At 58.9% G+C, this 16,944-nt stretch carries 18 protein-coding genes and 1 tRNA gene; 7 read left to right on the top strand and 12 right to left on the bottom strand.

Features of this window, described 5'->3' with window-relative positions:
- Positions 1 to 206 precede the first annotated feature (206 nt).
- From ACGJAX_RS15665 to ACGJAX_RS15680, 4 genes are read left to right on the top strand one after another with little or no spacing between them, the layout of a single operon-like run.
- Positions 207 to 3,038 (top strand): xanthine dehydrogenase family protein molybdopterin-binding subunit, encoded by a 2,832-nt coding sequence (locus tag ACGJAX_RS15665; protein ID WP_248914066.1) that lies wholly within the window; start codon positions 207 to 209, stop codon positions 3,036 to 3,038.
- Positions 3,031 to 3,570 carry a (2Fe-2S)-binding protein gene (locus tag ACGJAX_RS15670; protein WP_007982256.1) on the top strand — a complete coding sequence of 180 codons (540 nt, stop codon included), beginning with the start codon at positions 3,031 to 3,033 and terminating at the stop codon, positions 3,568 to 3,570. Before ACGJAX_RS15665 ends, ACGJAX_RS15670 begins: the two co-directional genes overlap by 8 nt.
- Positions 3,571 to 4,806, top strand: a complete 1,236-nt coding sequence (locus ACGJAX_RS15675) for a c-type cytochrome (RefSeq protein ID WP_390955293.1) — start codon at positions 3,571 to 3,573, stop codon at positions 4,804 to 4,806.
- A 1-nt stretch (position 4,807) separates the two neighbouring features.
- Positions 4,808 to 5,779: an XdhC family protein gene (locus ACGJAX_RS15680; protein ID WP_390955294.1), complete on the top strand. Its 972-nt coding sequence runs from the start codon at positions 4,808 to 4,810 to the stop codon at positions 5,777 to 5,779.
- Between the two features lie 51 nt (positions 5,780 to 5,830).
- On the opposite strand, the gene ACGJAX_RS15685 is transcribed toward ACGJAX_RS15680, so the two are convergent.
- Positions 5,831 to 7,114 carry an FAD-binding oxidoreductase gene (locus tag ACGJAX_RS15685; RefSeq protein ID WP_090318775.1) on the bottom strand — a complete coding sequence of 428 codons (1,284 nt, stop codon included), beginning with the start codon at positions 7,112 to 7,114 and terminating at the stop codon, positions 5,831 to 5,833.
- Positions 7,115 to 7,297: 183 nt separating this feature from the next.
- Here ACGJAX_RS15685 and ACGJAX_RS15690 point away from each other — a divergent pair.
- Positions 7,298 to 7,374, top strand: a tRNA-Val gene (locus ACGJAX_RS15690).
- 113 nt (positions 7,375 to 7,487) lie between these two features.
- Here the strand turns inward: ACGJAX_RS15690 and ACGJAX_RS15695 are convergent.
- The 6 genes from ACGJAX_RS15695 to ACGJAX_RS15720 all read right to left on the bottom strand — a co-directional run bounded on the left by ACGJAX_RS15695 (position 7,488) and on the right by ACGJAX_RS15720 (position 12,964).
- Positions 7,488 to 8,627: a tyrosine-type recombinase/integrase gene (locus ACGJAX_RS15695; protein ID WP_390955295.1), complete on the bottom strand. Its 1,140-nt coding sequence runs from the start codon at positions 8,625 to 8,627 to the stop codon at positions 7,488 to 7,490.
- Entirely contained in the window at positions 8,627 to 8,860 is a 234-nt protein-coding gene (locus ACGJAX_RS15700; protein WP_103406190.1) for a hypothetical protein, read from the bottom strand. The genes ACGJAX_RS15695 and ACGJAX_RS15700 overlap by 1 nt, the downstream gene beginning before the upstream one ends.
- Positions 8,861 to 9,475: 615 nt before the next feature.
- The gene (locus ACGJAX_RS15705; protein WP_390955296.1) at positions 9,476 to 9,832 is read right to left on the bottom strand and encodes a hypothetical protein; all 357 of its coding nucleotides are present in this window, start codon (positions 9,830 to 9,832) and stop codon (positions 9,476 to 9,478) included.
- On the bottom strand, positions 9,829 to 10,416 hold the full coding sequence (locus ACGJAX_RS15710; protein ID WP_390955297.1) for a hypothetical protein: 588 nt from the start codon (positions 10,414 to 10,416) through the stop codon (positions 9,829 to 9,831). The genes ACGJAX_RS15705 and ACGJAX_RS15710 overlap by 4 nt, the downstream gene beginning before the upstream one ends.
- A 47-nt stretch (positions 10,417 to 10,463) precedes the next feature.
- Positions 10,464 to 10,931 (bottom strand): hypothetical protein, encoded by a 468-nt coding sequence (locus ACGJAX_RS15715; RefSeq protein ID WP_390955298.1) that lies wholly within the window; start codon positions 10,929 to 10,931, stop codon positions 10,464 to 10,466.
- Positions 10,932 to 11,245: 314 nt separating this feature from the next.
- Positions 11,246 to 12,964: a DNA cytosine methyltransferase gene (locus ACGJAX_RS15720; RefSeq protein WP_390955299.1), complete on the bottom strand. Its 1,719-nt coding sequence runs from the start codon at positions 12,962 to 12,964 to the stop codon at positions 11,246 to 11,248.
- 97 nt (positions 12,965 to 13,061) lie between these two features.
- Between ACGJAX_RS15720 and ACGJAX_RS15725 the strand changes: the two genes are divergently transcribed.
- Positions 13,062 to 13,661, top strand: coding sequence for a hypothetical protein (locus ACGJAX_RS15725; RefSeq protein WP_390955300.1), 600 nt, complete (start codon positions 13,062 to 13,064; stop codon positions 13,659 to 13,661).
- 127 nt (positions 13,662 to 13,788) lie between these two features.
- On the opposite strand, the gene ACGJAX_RS15730 is transcribed toward ACGJAX_RS15725, so the two are convergent.
- From ACGJAX_RS15730 to ACGJAX_RS15750, 5 genes are all read right to left on the bottom strand, one after another.
- The gene (locus ACGJAX_RS15730; protein ID WP_390955301.1) at positions 13,789 to 13,917 is read right to left on the bottom strand and encodes a hypothetical protein; all 129 of its coding nucleotides are present in this window, start codon (positions 13,915 to 13,917) and stop codon (positions 13,789 to 13,791) included.
- Between the two features lie 67 nt (positions 13,918 to 13,984).
- On the bottom strand, positions 13,985 to 14,353 hold the full coding sequence (locus ACGJAX_RS15735) for a hypothetical protein (RefSeq protein ID WP_390955302.1): 369 nt from the start codon (positions 14,351 to 14,353) through the stop codon (positions 13,985 to 13,987).
- Positions 14,354 to 14,434: 81 nt separating this feature from the next.
- Complete coding sequence (locus ACGJAX_RS15740) at positions 14,435 to 14,749, bottom strand: hypothetical protein (protein ID WP_390955303.1); 315 nt, start codon at positions 14,747 to 14,749, stop codon at positions 14,435 to 14,437.
- Entirely contained in the window at positions 14,746 to 15,018 is a 273-nt protein-coding gene (locus ACGJAX_RS15745) for a hypothetical protein (RefSeq protein ID WP_390955304.1), read from the bottom strand. The genes ACGJAX_RS15740 and ACGJAX_RS15745 overlap by 4 nt, the downstream gene beginning before the upstream one ends.
- A 504-nt stretch (positions 15,019 to 15,522) precedes the next feature.
- Positions 15,523 to 15,909: a hypothetical protein gene (locus ACGJAX_RS15750; protein ID WP_390955305.1), complete on the bottom strand. Its 387-nt coding sequence runs from the start codon at positions 15,907 to 15,909 to the stop codon at positions 15,523 to 15,525.
- 373 nt (positions 15,910 to 16,282) lie between these two features.
- On the opposite strand from ACGJAX_RS15750, the gene ACGJAX_RS15755 reads away from it, so the two are divergent.
- Entirely contained in the window at positions 16,283 to 16,600 is a 318-nt protein-coding gene (locus tag ACGJAX_RS15755; RefSeq protein ID WP_390955306.1) for a DUF1654 domain-containing protein, read from the top strand.
- Positions 16,601 to 16,944 lie beyond the last annotated feature (344 nt).

The raw sequence follows: 16,944 nt of genomic DNA on the forward strand, positions 1-16,944 counted from the left end.
CAAAGTCGCAGTTTTTTGATTCTTTGGTCAGTTTTTTTGTGTCTGGTTATTTGCTGTGAGCGCATAAGCCTATAAACTTAACCTTTCGGTCAGCTTTGCACTGTCACTACAGCCCTTTGCAACGTCAAAGAAGGGCTTCTGCAAGACTCGAGATTTCCAGTACATAATCAGAAGGGCGGACCCCATAACCGCCCAGAGGATGATCCATGTCCAACCGTGAAATATCCCGGCGTTCGTTCCTTCAGGGCGGGCTGGTAGCGGGTGTGAGCGTGACGCTTACACCGCTCAGCAGTCAGGCGCTGGCCGCCTTGATGGAAAACAGCGTGACCGTGCCGTCCGAGCAGTGGCTCGGCAACAACGGTAAGGCGCGAGCCCGTAACGATGCCTTGTCCAAGGTCTGCGGCAGCAAGGTTTTTGCCCGCGACATCCGTTCAAAGGACATGCCGGGCTGGCCACAGCAACAAGGCCACGCAATGCTGCTGAAAACCGTCAAGGCTGATCGCATTTATGATGGTTACGACCTGTCGTGGCTTGGCGCCGATCTGCAGCCCGATCGCATCGTTACCGCCGAGGATCTGGTCAAGGACGGCATCGTCTTCCCGGAAGAGCACGCCCCCGACCCATTGTTGCCGGCCGGCAAGGTGCCAATGTTCATTGGTCATCCGGTGGCGATCCTGATCTGGAACGACTTCGAGCGCTTCCGCCAGGCCAAGGCCAAACTCAAATTCAATGACAAAGCGATTCGTTACGGTGCCCAAGTGCCGTACTACGAAGGCGACCCCTATGGCAGCTTCCGCTATGTGCGGGTGGGTGGCGCGACCTCGGCGGACGAAGATGAATTCGCCAGCCTCAAGGATTCGATCCTGTTCCCGATGCTGCGCAATCGCCGTCCGGTGTGGAATTCGCAACCGAACCTGCACGGCAACCTGACCGAGCGCGGCTTGTTCTACGCCGAGCGCATGAAGCAGCAGATCGAGACGCCGCCGGACAACTGGCTGGTGTTCGACGAGCGCTACAAGACCCCGTCGATCGAACCGGCAGCGATGGAGCCGGACAACGGTAACGGTTGGTACGATCCTGCGACCAAGACCCTGCATTTCGTGGTGGCGACCCAGTGCCCGCTGGAAGCTGCAACCGAGACCGCGAAGATGATCGCGCCGTCGCGTTTCGGCCTGGCGAACCTGAACATGCACCCGGGCTACACCGTCGGCTACGGCTCGAAAGACCACAACATTTTCGTCTACTACGCAGCCTTGGCGGCGCTGTACGGCGCCGGTGTGCCGGTGCGTCTGGCCAACGACCGCTACGAGCAGTTCCAGAGCGGCATCAAGCGTCACCCGTTCGACATTCGCTATCAGCTGGCGGTGGACAAGAACGATCACAGCTTCAAGATTTTCCGCGCCGACATGAGTGTCGACGGCGGCGGCCGGATCAACTACAGCGCCTCGGTGGCAGCGGTGGGGGCCACGGCGGCGCAGTCGATCTACTACATGCCGCAGAACGATTTGCAGGTCACGGCCTATCATTCCCGCGCCGTTGAAGCCGGGTCGATGCGTGGCTATGGCACCCTGCAGAGCATGGCGTCGACCGAAATGATGGTCGACGAGATTGCTGATCGCCTGGGCGTCGATGCGATCGACCTGCGCAAGAAAAATGCCCTGCGCTCGGGCATGAAAAACACCCAGGGTGCAGTGCCGGCAGGGGCGTTGCGCCTGCACGAGATTCTCGACAAGGCCGCGGTTCATGAAGTCTGGAAAAACCGCGACGCGATCAAGAAGCAGCGCGAAGCGGCTGATCCGGATCACTGGTATGGCATCGGGTTCGCCATTTGCCAGAAAGACTTCGGTACCGGTTCCGAAGCGCCGATGGCCAGCATCGAATTCACTGCCGAAGGCCGCATCACCCTGCGCCACATCGGCATCGAGATCGGTACCGGCATGTCGACTTCGCAAGCGATGGTCGTGGCCGATTTCCTCGGCAACCCGGCGCACGAAGTGAAGACCGGCGAAACCGAATGGAAAGAGATGCAGCTGATCAGCGGCGGCAACCCTTACATCATGAGTCAGGCCGAGCAGGACAACTTCCTGCGCAACCCGCGCTGGGTCGGCAAAATTGCGTCGGCCTCGTCGGCGACCAACTCGGCCTACTACTTCAGCCACGCCACCCGTGAAGCAGCGCGTGTGCTGTTCAACCACGGTTTGTGGCCGGCGGCGCTGGAGATCTGGCGTCAGGGCCCTTACGGCGGCCAGGCCAACCCATACGTGGTACGCCGCGAGGATGCCCATTGGGTTGACGGCAAACTGACTGCCAACGGTATGGAGCCCCTGCCTTTCGAAGTGCTGGCCAAGCGTGCCCACGAACGTGGTCTGGTGACGGCCGCCACCGTGCACGGTTTCAACCGCTGGAGTTGGGCCGAGGCTGAGTTCAGCATTGATGGCGTGCGTGAACGCTTGCCGCTCGATGGCTTGGCGGTCAAGTACGGCGACGGTGCGCCGAAGGCGAAGCTGGCGCAAATGACCAGCGCCGGTTTCCATTTGCTGGATCGGCAGAACATCGCCTATCCGGCGACCCAGCTGAATAACGCGGCCGTGACTTACTACAGCCCCGTGGCCACGCTGGTCGAGTTGAAAGTGAACAAGGGGTCGGCGGAAGTCGAAGTGCTCAACCACCACTCATGGGTCGAGTGCGGCCGGGTGCTGGTGCCGGAGCTGGTCAAGGGCCAGATCGAAGGCGGCATCGCCATGGGCATCGGCCATGCACTGATGGAAGAAATGCCACTGTACGAAGGTGGACCGGGGGAGGGTGACTGGAACTTCAACCGTTACCGCCTTCCGATGGCGCGACATGTGGCGGTGTGGAAACAGACTGCGGAAATCCTGCCGCCTCTGTCGCCGAGCGACCCGTCCAAGGGCATCGCCGAAGTGGTGATGATCCCGGTGGTTGGTGCCATCGGCAACGGCGTGGCCCACGCCATCGGCAAGCGCGTACGCGACTTGCCTATCACTTCTGCGCGCATCAAGGAGGCCCTCAATGGCTAACCGTCCGCTTCAACTGACCCTCAACGGTCAATCCGTCGGCCCGGTGGACATCCCTGATGACCTGCCGATGATCGACTACCTGCACGAATACAAGAACCTTACCGGCTCGCGCCTGGGCTGCGGCCAGGGCATTTGCCATGCGTGCGTGGTCATCGTCGACAACCCCGACGGCACCAGCGAAGAAGTGCGCACCTGCATCACTGGCGCGCACTATTTCGAAGGCAAGAAAGTGCGGACCATCGAAGGCCACGCGACCCGCGACGAACAGGGCAAAGTCACAGAGCTGAACCCGATCCAGCAACGCTTCGTTGACGAATTCGCCTTCCAGTGCAGCTATTGCGCGCCTGGCTTCGTCAACGCGGCGACCGTGCTGGTGGAAAAGCTGCAGCGTCAGCCCATCGTCAAAAGCCAGCTGGAAAAAGTCATCGAGGACAGCCTCGGCCACCACATCTGCCGCTGCACCGGCTACGTGCGCTACTACAGCGCCACGCGCAACGTGCTGACCGATCTCGGCCTGGTCAAGGAGGGTTAAATGAAGCAACTACTTACCCGCCTGGCGCTGGCGGTTGGCCTGGCTGCGCCGGTGTTTTTGGTTCACGCCGATGATCAGGTCAAACGCGGCGAATACCTCGCCCGCGCCGCCGACTGCATGGCCTGTCACACCGCGCCGGGTGGCGCGCCGTTCGCGGGCGGTCTGCCGATCATCTCGCCGTTCGGCACGATCTACGGCACCAACATTACCCCGAGCAAAGAGCACGGTATCGGCCTGTATAGCGATGACGAATTCTTCGCCGCGTTGACTGAAGGCAAGCGCCGCGACGGCGCGAACCTGTACCCGGCGATGCCGTACACCTCGTATCACTTGATGCCGCGCGAAGACTCGGACGCGATTCACGCGTACCTGAAGACCGTCGAGCCGATCGAGCGTGCTGCGCCGGTGACCAGTCTGAGCTTTCCGTTCAACGTGCGCCTGGGCCTGATGGGCTGGAACATGCTCTACGGCAAAGACGTGAAACTGGCGCCGGCTGAAGGCAAAAGCGAAGCCTGGAAGCGTGGCCAGTACATGGTCGACGTGCTCGGTCATTGCGGCGAATGCCATACCCCACGCGGCTTGCCGGGTGCGATGCAACAGGACAAGCGCATGACCGGCGGTCTGCTCAATGGCTATCTGGCGCCGAGCCTGCTGGCCACGGACCTGGCGGCTCGCGGCTGGAATCATCAGGACCTGAGCTCGTTCCTCAAGCACGGCATGAGCGCCCAGGGCACGATGTTCAACGAGATGTTCCCGGTGTTCCACAACAGCACCCAGGGCCTCAACGACGCGGACCTGGCCGCCATGGCGACTTTCCTGCTCGGCGATCAGCCACCGGCCGCAAAAGTGCTGACCGATGTGCCATTGGAGCAATTGACTGCGAGTGCCCAGCGCGGGCGTCAGGAATATTTGAACGTCTGTGCCGGTTGCCATGCGATTGGTGGTGAAGGCAAGCCGCACGTCGCCGTGGCCATGCGTGGCAACACCACGTTGCGCCTGGAAGATCCGCGCAACCTGGTGCGGGTGATTGACGAGGGTATTGGCGAACAGAAATTTGCCGGGTTCGAGCACATGCAACCGATGCCGGGTTTTGCCCGCAAACTCAGTCAGGAGCAGCTCACCGATCTGCTGAACTACCTGCGTCAGGGTTGGGGCGGGCAATCGGGTGACCTGCCGGTAAACGACGTGCAGAAGCTGCGGGCAGAAGCGCCGCCGCTCGAGCACAAGGCGCACTGACATGCAGCATCTCGACCTGCAAGTGGTACGTCGGGCTCTAGAGTGGTCGGCGACCGGTCAGCGTGTCTGGCTGTGCACTGTGCTCGCCACCTACGGCTCGGCGCCGCGCGCGCCCGGATCGTTGCTGGCGGTGAATACCGATGGTTTGTGGATCGGATCGCTGTCCGGCGGCTGCGTCGAGGAGGACTTCCTTGAGCGCGTCGCCGAGGGCGCCTTTGAGCAAGCGGTCAGCGTCGTACGCTACGGGGAAGGCGATGACCCGCGCTCGCGGGTGAGTCTGCCCTGTGGCGGCGTGCTCGATGTGCTGGTGGAGAAGCTGGAGCCCGGTTGCGAGCAGCAGGCGCATTTGCGGGAACTGGAGTCGGCGCTGTTGGGTCGACGCCGGTTGATCCGTGAAGTCGATCTGGTCAGCGGCGCGCGCAGTCTGTTCGATGATCGCGAGCAGGGTGTGCGGGTCGAACGGGAGATCGATCGGGTCCGGCTGCGCATCGGCGCGGCTCAGCGCTTGTTGCTGGCCGGGTACTCCAGCGTGGCACACGCCTGCGCGGAGTTTGCCGTGGGCCTGGGCTTCGAAGTGATCCTCTGTGATCCGCGCGACGAGGTGCTGGAAGGCGTGGTGCTGGAGAGCGTGGAGATCCGCCGCCAATTGCCGTCGGTGTTCATCGCCGATGGCGGCTGTCATAGCGATACGGCGGTGGTGGCGCTGACCCACGATCCGCGCATCGATGACCTGGCAATGATGGAAGCGGTGCACACCGAGGCGTTTTACATTGGTGTGATGGGGTCCGTGCAGACATCGCAAAAGCGCTTTGAGCGGCTGCGGCGCATTGGTGGCCTTGGGGATGTCGAGCTGGCCCGGATTCATGCGCCGATCGGTCTGAACCTGGGCAGCAAGACGCCGGCGGAAATTGCGCTGGCCGTGCTGGCTGATATCTTGCGGATTCGCAGTGGAATTGCGCGGGATCGACTTTGACGCGCTGTTAAAAGAAGGGCCGCATCAAGCGGCCCTTTTCGTATCTGACGATCAGTACCCGAACTTGTCCCGCAATCCGTAATACCAGGCGCCCAATGCCGCAAAGGGTGTGCGCAACAATTGACCGCCAGGGAAGGGGTAGTGCGGCAGGTCGGCAAAGGCGTCGAAGCGCTCCGCCTGACCGCGCAACGCCTCGGCGAGTACTTTGCCGGCCAGGTGCGTGTAGGTCACGCCGTGGCCGCTGCAACCCTGGGAATAGTAGATGTTGTCGCCCAACCGTCCGACCTGTGGCAGGCGTGACAGGGTCAGCAGGAAATTGCCGGTCCAGGCGTAATCGATCTTCACGTCTTTGAGTTGCGGGAAAGCCTTGAGCATTTTTGGTCGAATGATGGCTTCGATGTTCGCCGGGTCGCGCGCGCCATATACCACGCCGCCACCAAAAATCAGGCGTTTGTCTCCGCTGAGGCGGTAGTAGTCGAGCAGGTAGTTGCAGTCCTCGACGCAGTAATCCTGAGGCAGCAGGCTTTTCGCCACCGCATCGCCTAAGGGTTCAGTCGTAATGACCTGCGTTCCGCACGGCATCGACTTGGCAGCCAGCTCCGGCACCAGATTGCCCAGGTAGGCGTTACCCGCCACGATGATGAACTTGGCCCGCACCTTGCCCTGCGGCGTGTGCACCACCGGGTTCGCGCCGCGTTCGATGCGCACTGCCGGCGATTGCTCAAAGATGGTGCCGCCCAGCGACTCGACTGCAGCCGCTTCGCCCAGCGCCAGGTTAAGCGGATGAATGTGCCCGCCGCTCATGTCGAGCATGCCGCCGACGTACTGATCGCAGTCCACGACTTCACGGATGCGCCGCTGATCCATCAACTCAAGCTGCGTGTGCCCGAAGCGCTCCCACAAGCGCTTCTGGGATTCCAGATGGCCCATTTGCTTGGCGGTGATGGCTGCGAACACGCCACCGTTCTTCAAGTCGCACTGGATGTTGTACTTGGCCACTCGCTCACGAATGATCCGCCCGCCTTCGAACGCCATTTGCCCCAGCAATTGCGCCTGCTTGGGACCGACACTGCGCTCGATTACGTCGATATCGCGGCTATAGCTGTTAACGATCTGGCCACCATTACGCCCTGACGCGCCGAAACCCACTTTGGCCGCTTCGAGCACCGTCACCCGAAAACCGTTCTCCAGTAGAAACAGGGCCGAGGACAGCCCGGTATAACCGGCGCCGATCACACAGACATCGGTCTCAACGTCGTCCTGCAAAGCCGGGCGCGGCGGAACCGCATTGGCCGATGCGGCGTAGTAGGATTCTGGGTAGGGGGTGTTCGCCATCCTGCAGCCTCTGTTTAATATATTTTACGAGTGTGCTGATCCTACCCGAGTTAAAAAACCACCGCCAGCCACCGGAAAATCTTCTTTGCAGCAGCAAAATTAAATATTTTGCATATTCATAGGGTTAGCTCGAAAAAAGGTGTTGACACCCCTCCGGAATTCCGTAGAATGCCGCCTCACAGCAGGCACGTAGCTCAGTTGGTTAGAGCACCACCTTGACATGGTGGGGGTCGTTGGTTCGAGTCCAATCGCGCCTACCAAACAAAATCCGCTCTGCTGGGCGGTCTAGAAGGGCTCACCGAAAGGTGGGCCCTTTTTTGTTGTCTGGTGTTTGGGCAAACTTTGGGAATATTTTGGGCAAACGACCACCGCGCTACATCTTCAGGTCGGCTTTGACCTTCATGTAAACCACCGCTTCATCACCGTGCCCTGCCTGATAGTGCTCGGTCATCTTCACGTCGGCGTGTCCCATCAATCCCTGAATATATTCCTGCTCGAAACCCTGCTGCTCATACAGCCATGCGCCGAGCGCTCGGATCTCGTGGAAGGTGGGGCGCTCGCCAGCTGGCATGTCGTCGTAGGCCTTCGAATCGTCCCGAGCCAGGGCAAACGACTTGGTCAGGTAGTCCGCTGTCACTGCGTTCCAGTGTAGCTTGGCGTCCAACTGTGTCCGCTTGCGCGCCTTCGGCGAGTAGTGGATCAGGTACGGACAGACCACCGGCGACCGCATGCACTCCAACACAACTTCCCGCAGTGCCTGGCCCATGACAATTTCCAAGTGCACGGGTTTCCCATAGTTTTGCGTCTTCCCGGGCGACACCTTGATGGTGTTCTGCTCGAGGTCCACCGCCGATTTCGGCCACACCACGATATCTTCCCGCCGCTGAAGACTCAGCAACCCCAACCGAATGGCGCGTTTTAGCCAGATCGGCGTCCCCACATACTCCAAAATCCTGTTCAGCCCCTCGACTGTATGCCGTTGGCGCTTCTTCTCGGCTTCCTTCTTCACCAGGGTCAGCTCCGCTGAGTTGCGCTCGCACAGGCCCTTGGCCACGGCGAACGCGAACACCTGGACGAGCAGCCCGCGGTGTTTGGTGTAGGCGTTGTTCTCGAACCCGTCCAGGTACTCCGCCACCGTCAGCACGTCCAGTTGCCCCATCATCAGGTGGCCCAAGTCCTCGCGGTACCGGGCCAACTTGAATTTGATTTCCTTTAGGGTGCTGGCTGCATAAGTCTTTGTGGTCAGCCATTCGTCTTCGAAGCGCTCCAGGCAGCGAGTGAACTTCGGCGCGGCGTCACCGGTGATCATGGCAAGCAGCGAGCCGTCGTCGACCAGCAGCGGAAGCAACTTGGCGTTGGCGGCGTTAGCCAGCTTGATGGCCTCGGCCATCGGTTTGTTGATGCTGGTCTTCTTGCCGGTGATCGGGTTCTTGTACTGCCAATATTTCCCGTTCGGGTACAGGTTGGCAGGCAGATCACGATTTTTAACGGTCCTGGCGCGCGGGGGAGCCATTAGCCCACCTCCATCATCTTGGCCAGCAACGGATCGTTCGATCCAATCACGGCCGCCTGCAGGTCCACGAAGTACATCCCGCCCTTTACCTCTCCCACCACTTCGCCTTCCTCAATCCATTTTTTCAATTGCTGCAGGCTCGGCTTTCCGCCGGCGTAGCGCAGCTTTCTGTATTCGCCGGCCTCCATGAGGCGCGGCAGCCTGGCGGTAATTTGGGCAATAACTTTTGCCATGATGATGCTCCGCGCCGCGTGGCGGCAGAAGATGGTTATATATTTCGGAGTTCTTTCCGCTGTTCGGGCGACTGAGCGGGGTAGCCGAAGAAAAATCGCCGCTTGCCGGTGTAGCCGCACTCACTGCAACCAGACGATGGGCCGCAACTGCAGCCACCCTCACATCCGCAGCTGCACCCGCTACACGCCAATGTCGCAACGCCTTCTTCCTCGACCTCGCCGTTCTCGGTAATCCAGTATTTGCGCCGTCGATCAAGCCGGAACCCTGCCACCTTTTCGGCCTGCTCATATGTCGCAGGCTCTATTCGAAAGCCGTGTTCCGCGCTTGGATCTGCGACCGATTGCATTACTTTTGGCATGCGAATTCCTCGCCCGCCGTACACCGGCAGGCTGTGAGTTGTAAGGTTTTGGTTTGCAATCGGACGATTTCGGTGGGGACGCTGGCGGCGGGTATCAGGGAGTAGCTGATATACGGGGAAGGCCCGCTCGAATAAGGTTAAGGAGTTCGCCCTGCCAGCTGTTTCAGAGAAATGCTGAGTGGCCGCAACTGGTCAGGGTGGGCTCTTTAGCGCGGCCCCTTGTAGCAGTACACGTAGGCGAACCAGGCGAGGGCGATCATGGGGTCACCTCGCTTGCCGGCAACTGTTCTCCGGCGAGCTCAGCAGCCAAGTCAACCGGCCACCAGTACCGTGCGCGCTGGTAATCCGGATAGGCTTCCTCGCGAATAACCAGCCCTTTGCGCCGAAGAGCCTTGAATATGCTCAGTACGGACGGGGCAGCAACCCCGAGTCGGCCTGCAACCTGGTAGGTCAGCCCGCCCAGACCGAACACGCACGCCTGATCACACAGGGCGAGCTTCTCGCAGTCCTTCTGGTGCAGGTATGGCTGGGTTTCGCGATAGCGATAGGCGTTCTCCCGCCCGATTTTTCTCAGCTCAGCGAGGACGGCCTGCTGTTTCTCAGTCAGCTTCATGCCGCCTCCCGTGCATTCATGACCTCGTCAATGAACGCCTGTGGCAGCGCAGCTGCAAACTTGCCCTCCGACCACGACAGCGGCTCAGATTTGCGGATCATCTCGTTCAGTAGCTCGAATGCCGCTACTAACTGGTCGTCGCGGATCTCACCGTCTTCCGGCAAGTCATCGCAAAAGTGGTCTGCAGGATCGATTTGACTGGGATAGTTCGGTTCGCAGATGCAGAGCTGCAGGTCGGCGAGATCGATATCGCTCTCGATGAGGTAGTCGCGCAAGCTGTCTTCATCGAAGAAGTACTGGTCGCCGTCGAAGATGACCAGCGGCTCACCGGCCCACTCTTTGACCGGCATGGCTGCGAACTTCGCTTGCCGTCTTTGATGGTGGCACTCTTTGCAGTAGCTGTTCACTTCGTAAATCTGGTGTTCCGGGTGGGCGTCACAGCAGCGATGGGTGGCGCCGCAATACCGGGCGAGGTTTTCATCATTCCCGAAAAATCGGCCATCGGCGGAAACCCAGCCCGTTACCGTTTGAAGGCTGGCAGCTTCCGGGGAGTCGAACATGATGATTGGCTTTTGTGCAGTCATGACTTCGTCCTTGCCGCTATAGCGGCTGACTTTGAAGGGGGAAGGAGTTACAGCAGGGTGTTCGGTTTTTTCGCCAGGCCCTTTACGGCCTCGCTGTAGATGAATTTGATTTGATCCCAAGGGATCATGTGCTGCTGCCCATATTCCCCCTCGCCATCGCAGACCTCACAGCCCTCTAAAGGCTCTTCAAGTTCGCGGCATTCAGGACATTCGGTCGTGACTTCCAACTTGAACTCACCAAGCAGGAGAGCCTTGGCGCCGTTCTCGGCGGTCAGCCAGGTGGGCATGACGCAATAGCCATCTGGGATGGTCAGCTCATCAATCCGCTGATCCGCTGCGTTCAGGCGCTGCTGCAGGGCGTCACGCTCGGCGGCGATGCGGTCGAAATCATCGGCTAAAACCACGACCGGCCGGAATACAGCCTTGCTCTCGCCTTCAACACCAGGGATGAAGCCTTTTAATTGCCAGCGCTTCACTTCCGGCAGCGACGGGATGAGTTTGTTTTCTGTGGGCATGGGGCGTCCTATGCCGGGTCATGCCCGGGCGGTGGAGTGAGTGGGGTCGCGATGCTTGAGATCGGCTACAGTGGAGCGATTAATAAGGAGGTGCGAATGCTTTGTTTAGTCTGCGGAACAGAATCAATTGATCATCCCACCAGATACGACGGCAAGGAGATCGGTTGCCCAGATTGCGGTCGATACGTGATTAGCGGTTCACTGATTGCATCAATGAACGGCTACGCATTGGGCATTGCTGAGGCGCGTAATGAGCTAGATAAAATGCGTGACCGGGATGAGACACCGATTCTTACTACCACTAACACCCGTCTTTACCGGCTTTCGAGCTGATAAAGAATCCTCCGGCCAATCCAGCGAACGACGGTGACTGCCTTGCTGTTCCCGATAGCCTTGTAGCGCGGCCCATCCGGACATTCGCTGGCTGGCTTCCCGCGCCAGGGGATCAGTGTGTAGTTGTCGCTCATGCCCTGGAGGCGTTCGCACTCGCGGGGAATGAGACGTCGAACGGATGCGCCGACTTGAGCCGACGGCATGCCTTGACCAGCCTTGCCGCCTCCGCCGCTGAGCGAACCCGAGATGGAGCCGTCTCCACTCTCGTATCGCAGTTCGGCACGGGAGTTCTCGGCAAAGGCGGCGATAATAGGCTGGCCCCGACCGGTACCGTCTTCGCTGCCGTCGAAGCCTTCAGCCTTCAGGGTGTGGGTAATATCGCCTGTGATGCACACGGCAACCTGGCCACCGGCGTTCGCGTGGCTGCCTGAGTGGTTCATCGCGCGGAGCGTCGGTGATAGCGAGCCAGCGTCGGCGCCGTGGTCCTTGCAGGAGAAGGCCAGCACGGCGTTTTCCATGCCGTTGTTCCGGCCGAGGGTGTGCGCTTGGTCGACGCGGACATCGGGGTCCTGAGTGCCGTGCACCACCAGTAGGCCTGATTCGGCATCTTGCTGAGTGGCACTGCCGGCCGCCTTGCCGTTGGCGTTTAGCGTACCCGCGACGATGAAGGCTTCCGAGTCGGCGCGGTGGCTACTCTGGGCCTGAGCCCGCAGCGCAGGCGCCGTGATGGGGATGTCGTCGAGCGAATACCCTCCGGACTTGCGCCCGCCGCCGGCCAATGTCGGCGCGACGAAGAAGGTTTCGCTTTCCACGTCCAGGCGCGTGTCCTTCGCGGTGAGCGTGGCAGAGCGTTCAACTGATCCTTCCAGGCTGTGGCCACCGAACGCCGGGATCCCGCGGAACATCGACACCGCCGGACCTTCATCACCCTCACAGTTCACGCAGCCGTATGGTCCGAGCTCTTCGCCGAAGACTTCTCCGCATCCGCACTGGAGCGCAGGGCCGAAAGGAGCTGTTCCGGTAACGTCTTGCCCCGCGTCTCGGCGCGGCGCAGTATCCCGGCGCACGCCTTCTCGCTCAAAAAGTACCTCGGTTGGATCGAATCCGTCTCGAGCACTTGCGACAACGAACACACGGCGGCGTCGTTGGGCCAGGCCGAAATATTGGGCGTCCAGGATCCGCCACGCGATTGTTCTTTTGGGTCCATACACACAACCAGCGTCCGGCCATTTCTTCCCTGAAGGCTGCAGTTCGCAGTCTTCCCCAGCAAGCGCGCCAAGAAAGCATCCGAAGGCGTTCCCTTTGTCACTGAGGACGCCGGGGACGTTTTCCCAAACGACAACGCAGGCGGGCCTTCGCTGGCCGGCGCGAACATAGTCAACTGCATCTGCAAGCTCCACGTATTTGATGGTGAGGGCGCCGCGCGGGTCGGTGAGACCTTCGCGCATCCCGGCCACGCTGAAGGCCTGGCACGGGGTTCCGCCGACGAGGACGTCCGGTGCGGCGATCTTGCCGGCCAGCACCAGGGCGCTGAGTTTGGTCATGTCGCCGAGGTTCGGCGTGTTCGGGTAATGGTGGGCCAGCACCGCGCTGGGGAAGGCCTCGATCTCGGCGAACCAGGTCGCCCGCATGCCCAGTGGGTGCCAGGCTTGTGTCGCGGCTTCGATGCCGCTGCACACGCTTCCGTAAGTGATGGCCATATGGTATATCCTTCTTGATTTAAACTCGGGCTAAGATATGGAACTACCTAGGTCATTTGAACTAAACGCTGCTGATATCAAGTACGAGGGGCGATTATTGAAGAATCAAGTTGGCACTGAGATTGGCCTTAAAGATTCGCCAATATATATTCATATCGACTCAGACACGGATTGGGCAACAGTTGTCCCGGCTGCAGCTGGAGTTGTAGTAGCGCTTTTAGCGGCGTGGTTAACGATTGGCGTTCAGAGAAATCAAATTCAAGGGAATTTGAGTAATTTCAGACATCATTGGATGGCTGAGCTTAGAGAGGCGGCCGCAGAGTTGATTTCTCTTATGACATATGTTGTAAATATGAACTCAAAGCAAGAGGGGTTCAAAGGCTCTGATGACTACTACAAAGCATGCGCTAGGATGTCGCAACTGCGCGCTAGAGTTAATCTTCTTCTGAGTCGAAATGATGAGCGTTCTAGAAAACTAATAAAGTTGGGTGGTGATGCTAACATTCTGGCGATCAGAATCGAGTATGAAAGTCCCACAGGTAAACCGCTTCTAAAAATAAAAGAATACCGCGATTTGCTAAGGGCGGAACTCGAACAGGCTTGGGTGGATACTAAAAATGACCTTGGTTTCGGCCGAAGATTGATATTCCCAAAAATGTCGTGGTTGCTGAAACGAAAAAAGGCCAACGGTGGGTAAATGCTCGTAAACGATGGATAGGCGTGGGGGATCCTCGCCGGCTGGCGTGATTCGTTGAAGTGGGGTATTTGTGTTCGGCCCGGCATGGAGCCGGAAGGAGATGAATATGTTTGTGCCGCTAGACGGATCAGAATTCCCTGCAAACGCTTTCAGGTTTCGCGACCGGCTCGTCCGGTACACCTACCACGTTGACATGAAAACCGGCATCGTTGGTGGTGTCGATATCGATGCCAAGTCTCAGCATGGCGATGAGCATATCTACACTCTGAGAGGTGAGTGGCATTCCAAGGAGCAGGCTTTGTCAGCCGCACAAGATTGGACGGTCAAGTACTTCGATAGGCTTCAGGGCTGATTACTTCATCGCCCGGATCGGCAGCCAGTTCGGCCATGCTCTTTTCGTAAAACGCTCGCGACACCTTTTCTGGAATCTCATAAGGTGTCGTGACATTCCGCAACATCCAGGCCTGCGTCTCGAAGTCAGATCCGATCAGGTTCTTTAGTAGTCGCTGGTGAATGTCCTGCTGATTATTGATCCCGTGGGCCTTCATGACCTTCTGCAGATCGGGCCTGAACACCCCGGCGACCTCAATCGTGAACTTCTCGATGCCCAGCGCTGCATTCTTCTCGGCTTCCTTCTCGCGCTTGCGGCGCTGCTTCAAGGCTTCCTTCGTCGGCTCTTGTTCCTTGGCCATGACCTACCTCTTCAATTCCGCTGGCCGGTAGATCCAGCCATGTCTGTCGTCGGCGCTGGTGCGCCCGGTTGATAATTCGTTTCATTTGGGCGAGGCGAACTTGAAGCCGTTCTCTCTGGCGATCAGCTCGATACGCTTCTGCCGAATACGAGTTTGCGTTGCCGCTGCGCTGGAGGTAATGCCTATCTCTGCCAAGGCCTTGAGCATAGGAGCGAGCTTGTCGCGCTCTTTACGCAGGCGTTCGCTATGGCCGCTGGCGCCGGAAAGGCTGACCTCGCCGCTGACTCCAGCTTCGACTTCCTGCACGGTGCGGCCGGCGCCGAAGAACTGATCCAACTGCTGGTTCAGGTTTGCGATGATCGAGTCACGCGGGTTGGGCATAGGTACGCCGATCACTGCGCACCTCCGGGGAGGCGGTTTGCCTTTTCCTCGAGCTGGATGGCGAAGTCGACGGCGGCGGCGTGCTCGAAGCGAAAGCCCCGGGTCTTGCCCGTGACCAGGTCGACGATGTGGTATGCCTTCGGCCCGACCGTCTTCACCTGAAAGCGCACCTTCTGTACGGGCGCATCCTTGCCGATCAAGGAGTAGAACTCGGAGGTGGCGATAACTGCGCGAAGGTGCAAGGCCTGAAGCCCGTCGATGCGCTGCTGCATGAGTGATTGCATGGCTGATCCCTCGGTGTGGGTTGCGTGTATTCGTCAGCACTCGGGCCTCCTGCCGGTTGCCGTTGGGCGCAGGGGAGAGTGCTGGCGGATAAAGGCAGGCAAAAAGAAAGGCCCGTTGGACGTTCGGGCCTTTCACAGATGCAGCGATTTTTTGGCTTTGGTCTATTTCATGGCGGTCATCCTCGGTTGTAGTGGGCTGGAAAAACTATTCCGGTTAGGTGCAATTTGTTTCCGGATAGGCTGGACGCAGGGGGCCGCATTGCGCGGTGCAGAAACATCCGCATCGGAGAGTGATCGAAACACCAGGGCGCTACCCCTGCTTGGTTCCCGCCGCGTTTTTGGTATTGGCCGTCTCGCTCATACCGGCTCAGGAGATTTACGGGGCTTTGCGATCCTAGCGCTGCAGCCCGCTTGGGCACGTTTCGATCACTCTCCGATGCGACCTGGTGTTGGGGAGTACCAGGGCCTCGTGCAGTTAACGTCAGGCTGACGTGGCGCTGGTTGTCACTCTTGCGAGTTGATCCACTCGTAAATGGACTCTTCGCCAATGGCGTTCAGCAGATCGATCGGATCGCAATCGCTGCTTTTGATCCAATCCGTCAGCTCTTTCTCGTCGAGCAGGTTGAGCGTCTTGTTGATGCCCATTGCGGTGATTACTTCATGCACGTCCAAACCCTTGATGCGGTCTTCAACATCGAGGGAGTCCAGCAACTCTTCCGGCTCGACTTCGACCACCACCCTCATCTTGTTTTGTTGCCACGTTTCAGCCGAAACGCTTTCAGCGAGGAATACGACTTCCATTGCGCTTCTCCGGTTGATTTCCCGTCTGGCCCTGTCGCCAAGGCCAGCCAGTGAAATCTTTCCCATTGCCGCCGGGATGGCGGGGCGCATTGCTTGCCGGGTCATTCACACGGTTAAGGCGTTTCACCATCGAGCAGCCGTCCAGGTTGTTCCTGTCGTTGGCAGGCTTTCGGGCCTGTCTGCTCGCCGGTCGCCGGTAGAGGCAATGTGGTCTGTTGTTTGTTGCGCTGACTGTTAAAGAGCGGCGGGTCTGTTGAGTCCCTTCGCAGTAGCGTTGCATCGCTGCGATGGATTAAATATGAACCATGAGTTCACATTTGGTCAAGTACCAAAAGTACATAAATTTTTGAAAAGTTCACAGTTGTGGAAAGAAGCCGATTGTGTGCATTAGGGATTTACCGGTTTGAAACGCTTCGATATAGTTTGTTAATACTGGATATATGTACAGCAATCGGAGGGTGGAATGTCCAAGACGAACAAACAGTCGAAACCGGCACAACGACAAGAACGAAGCGGGATGGAGCGACTTGGGCTGCGCGTTTCTGAAATGATCAATCACCCCGTAGCGCAGATTCAGCGCTGGGTGACAATCCATCGCCTGGACACGGACGGTGAGAGGGAGTGGGAAGAGGTGATGGACTTGTTATCCGAGACGGACGGCATCGACATGACGTTCAACGACGATGAATCGGTGACGTTAAAGTGGGAGGCGAGCCCCGACGAGGATCGACCTGTAGAAGTGGGTGACTCGCTTGAGGTGGAGGAGGTTGCGCCGTTCTGAAGGCGAGAAAAAGCCCGCACGGAGCGGGCTGTTTTTTCTCACACGGGGCGCTGATCCTTCAGCTAATGTCAGCGTAGATGGCGCCTTCTGGAATGCAAGTCGGAAACGAAAAGCCCGGCACTTGGCCGGGCTTTTGATGCACGTGGCCAAATCCCTTTGGCTGAGTGCATTGTGCCTGGCAGGTGTGACGAAGGCGTGACAGGGATCTAGCCTTCATTGCGGCCTTTACCTACTTATGTGCCGTAAAAATATCATCGCGTCTATCCAGCCTTTTCTCGCACAATCCTTCCCGCCTTCACCTACTTAGCATTCTTGTCAGGCGGAAACTCTTGTTTCTTGAGGAG

The organism is Pseudomonas moorei (assembly GCF_042846945.1).
Taxonomy (GTDB): Bacteria; Pseudomonadota; Gammaproteobacteria; order Pseudomonadales; family Pseudomonadaceae; genus Aquipseudomonas; species Aquipseudomonas moorei.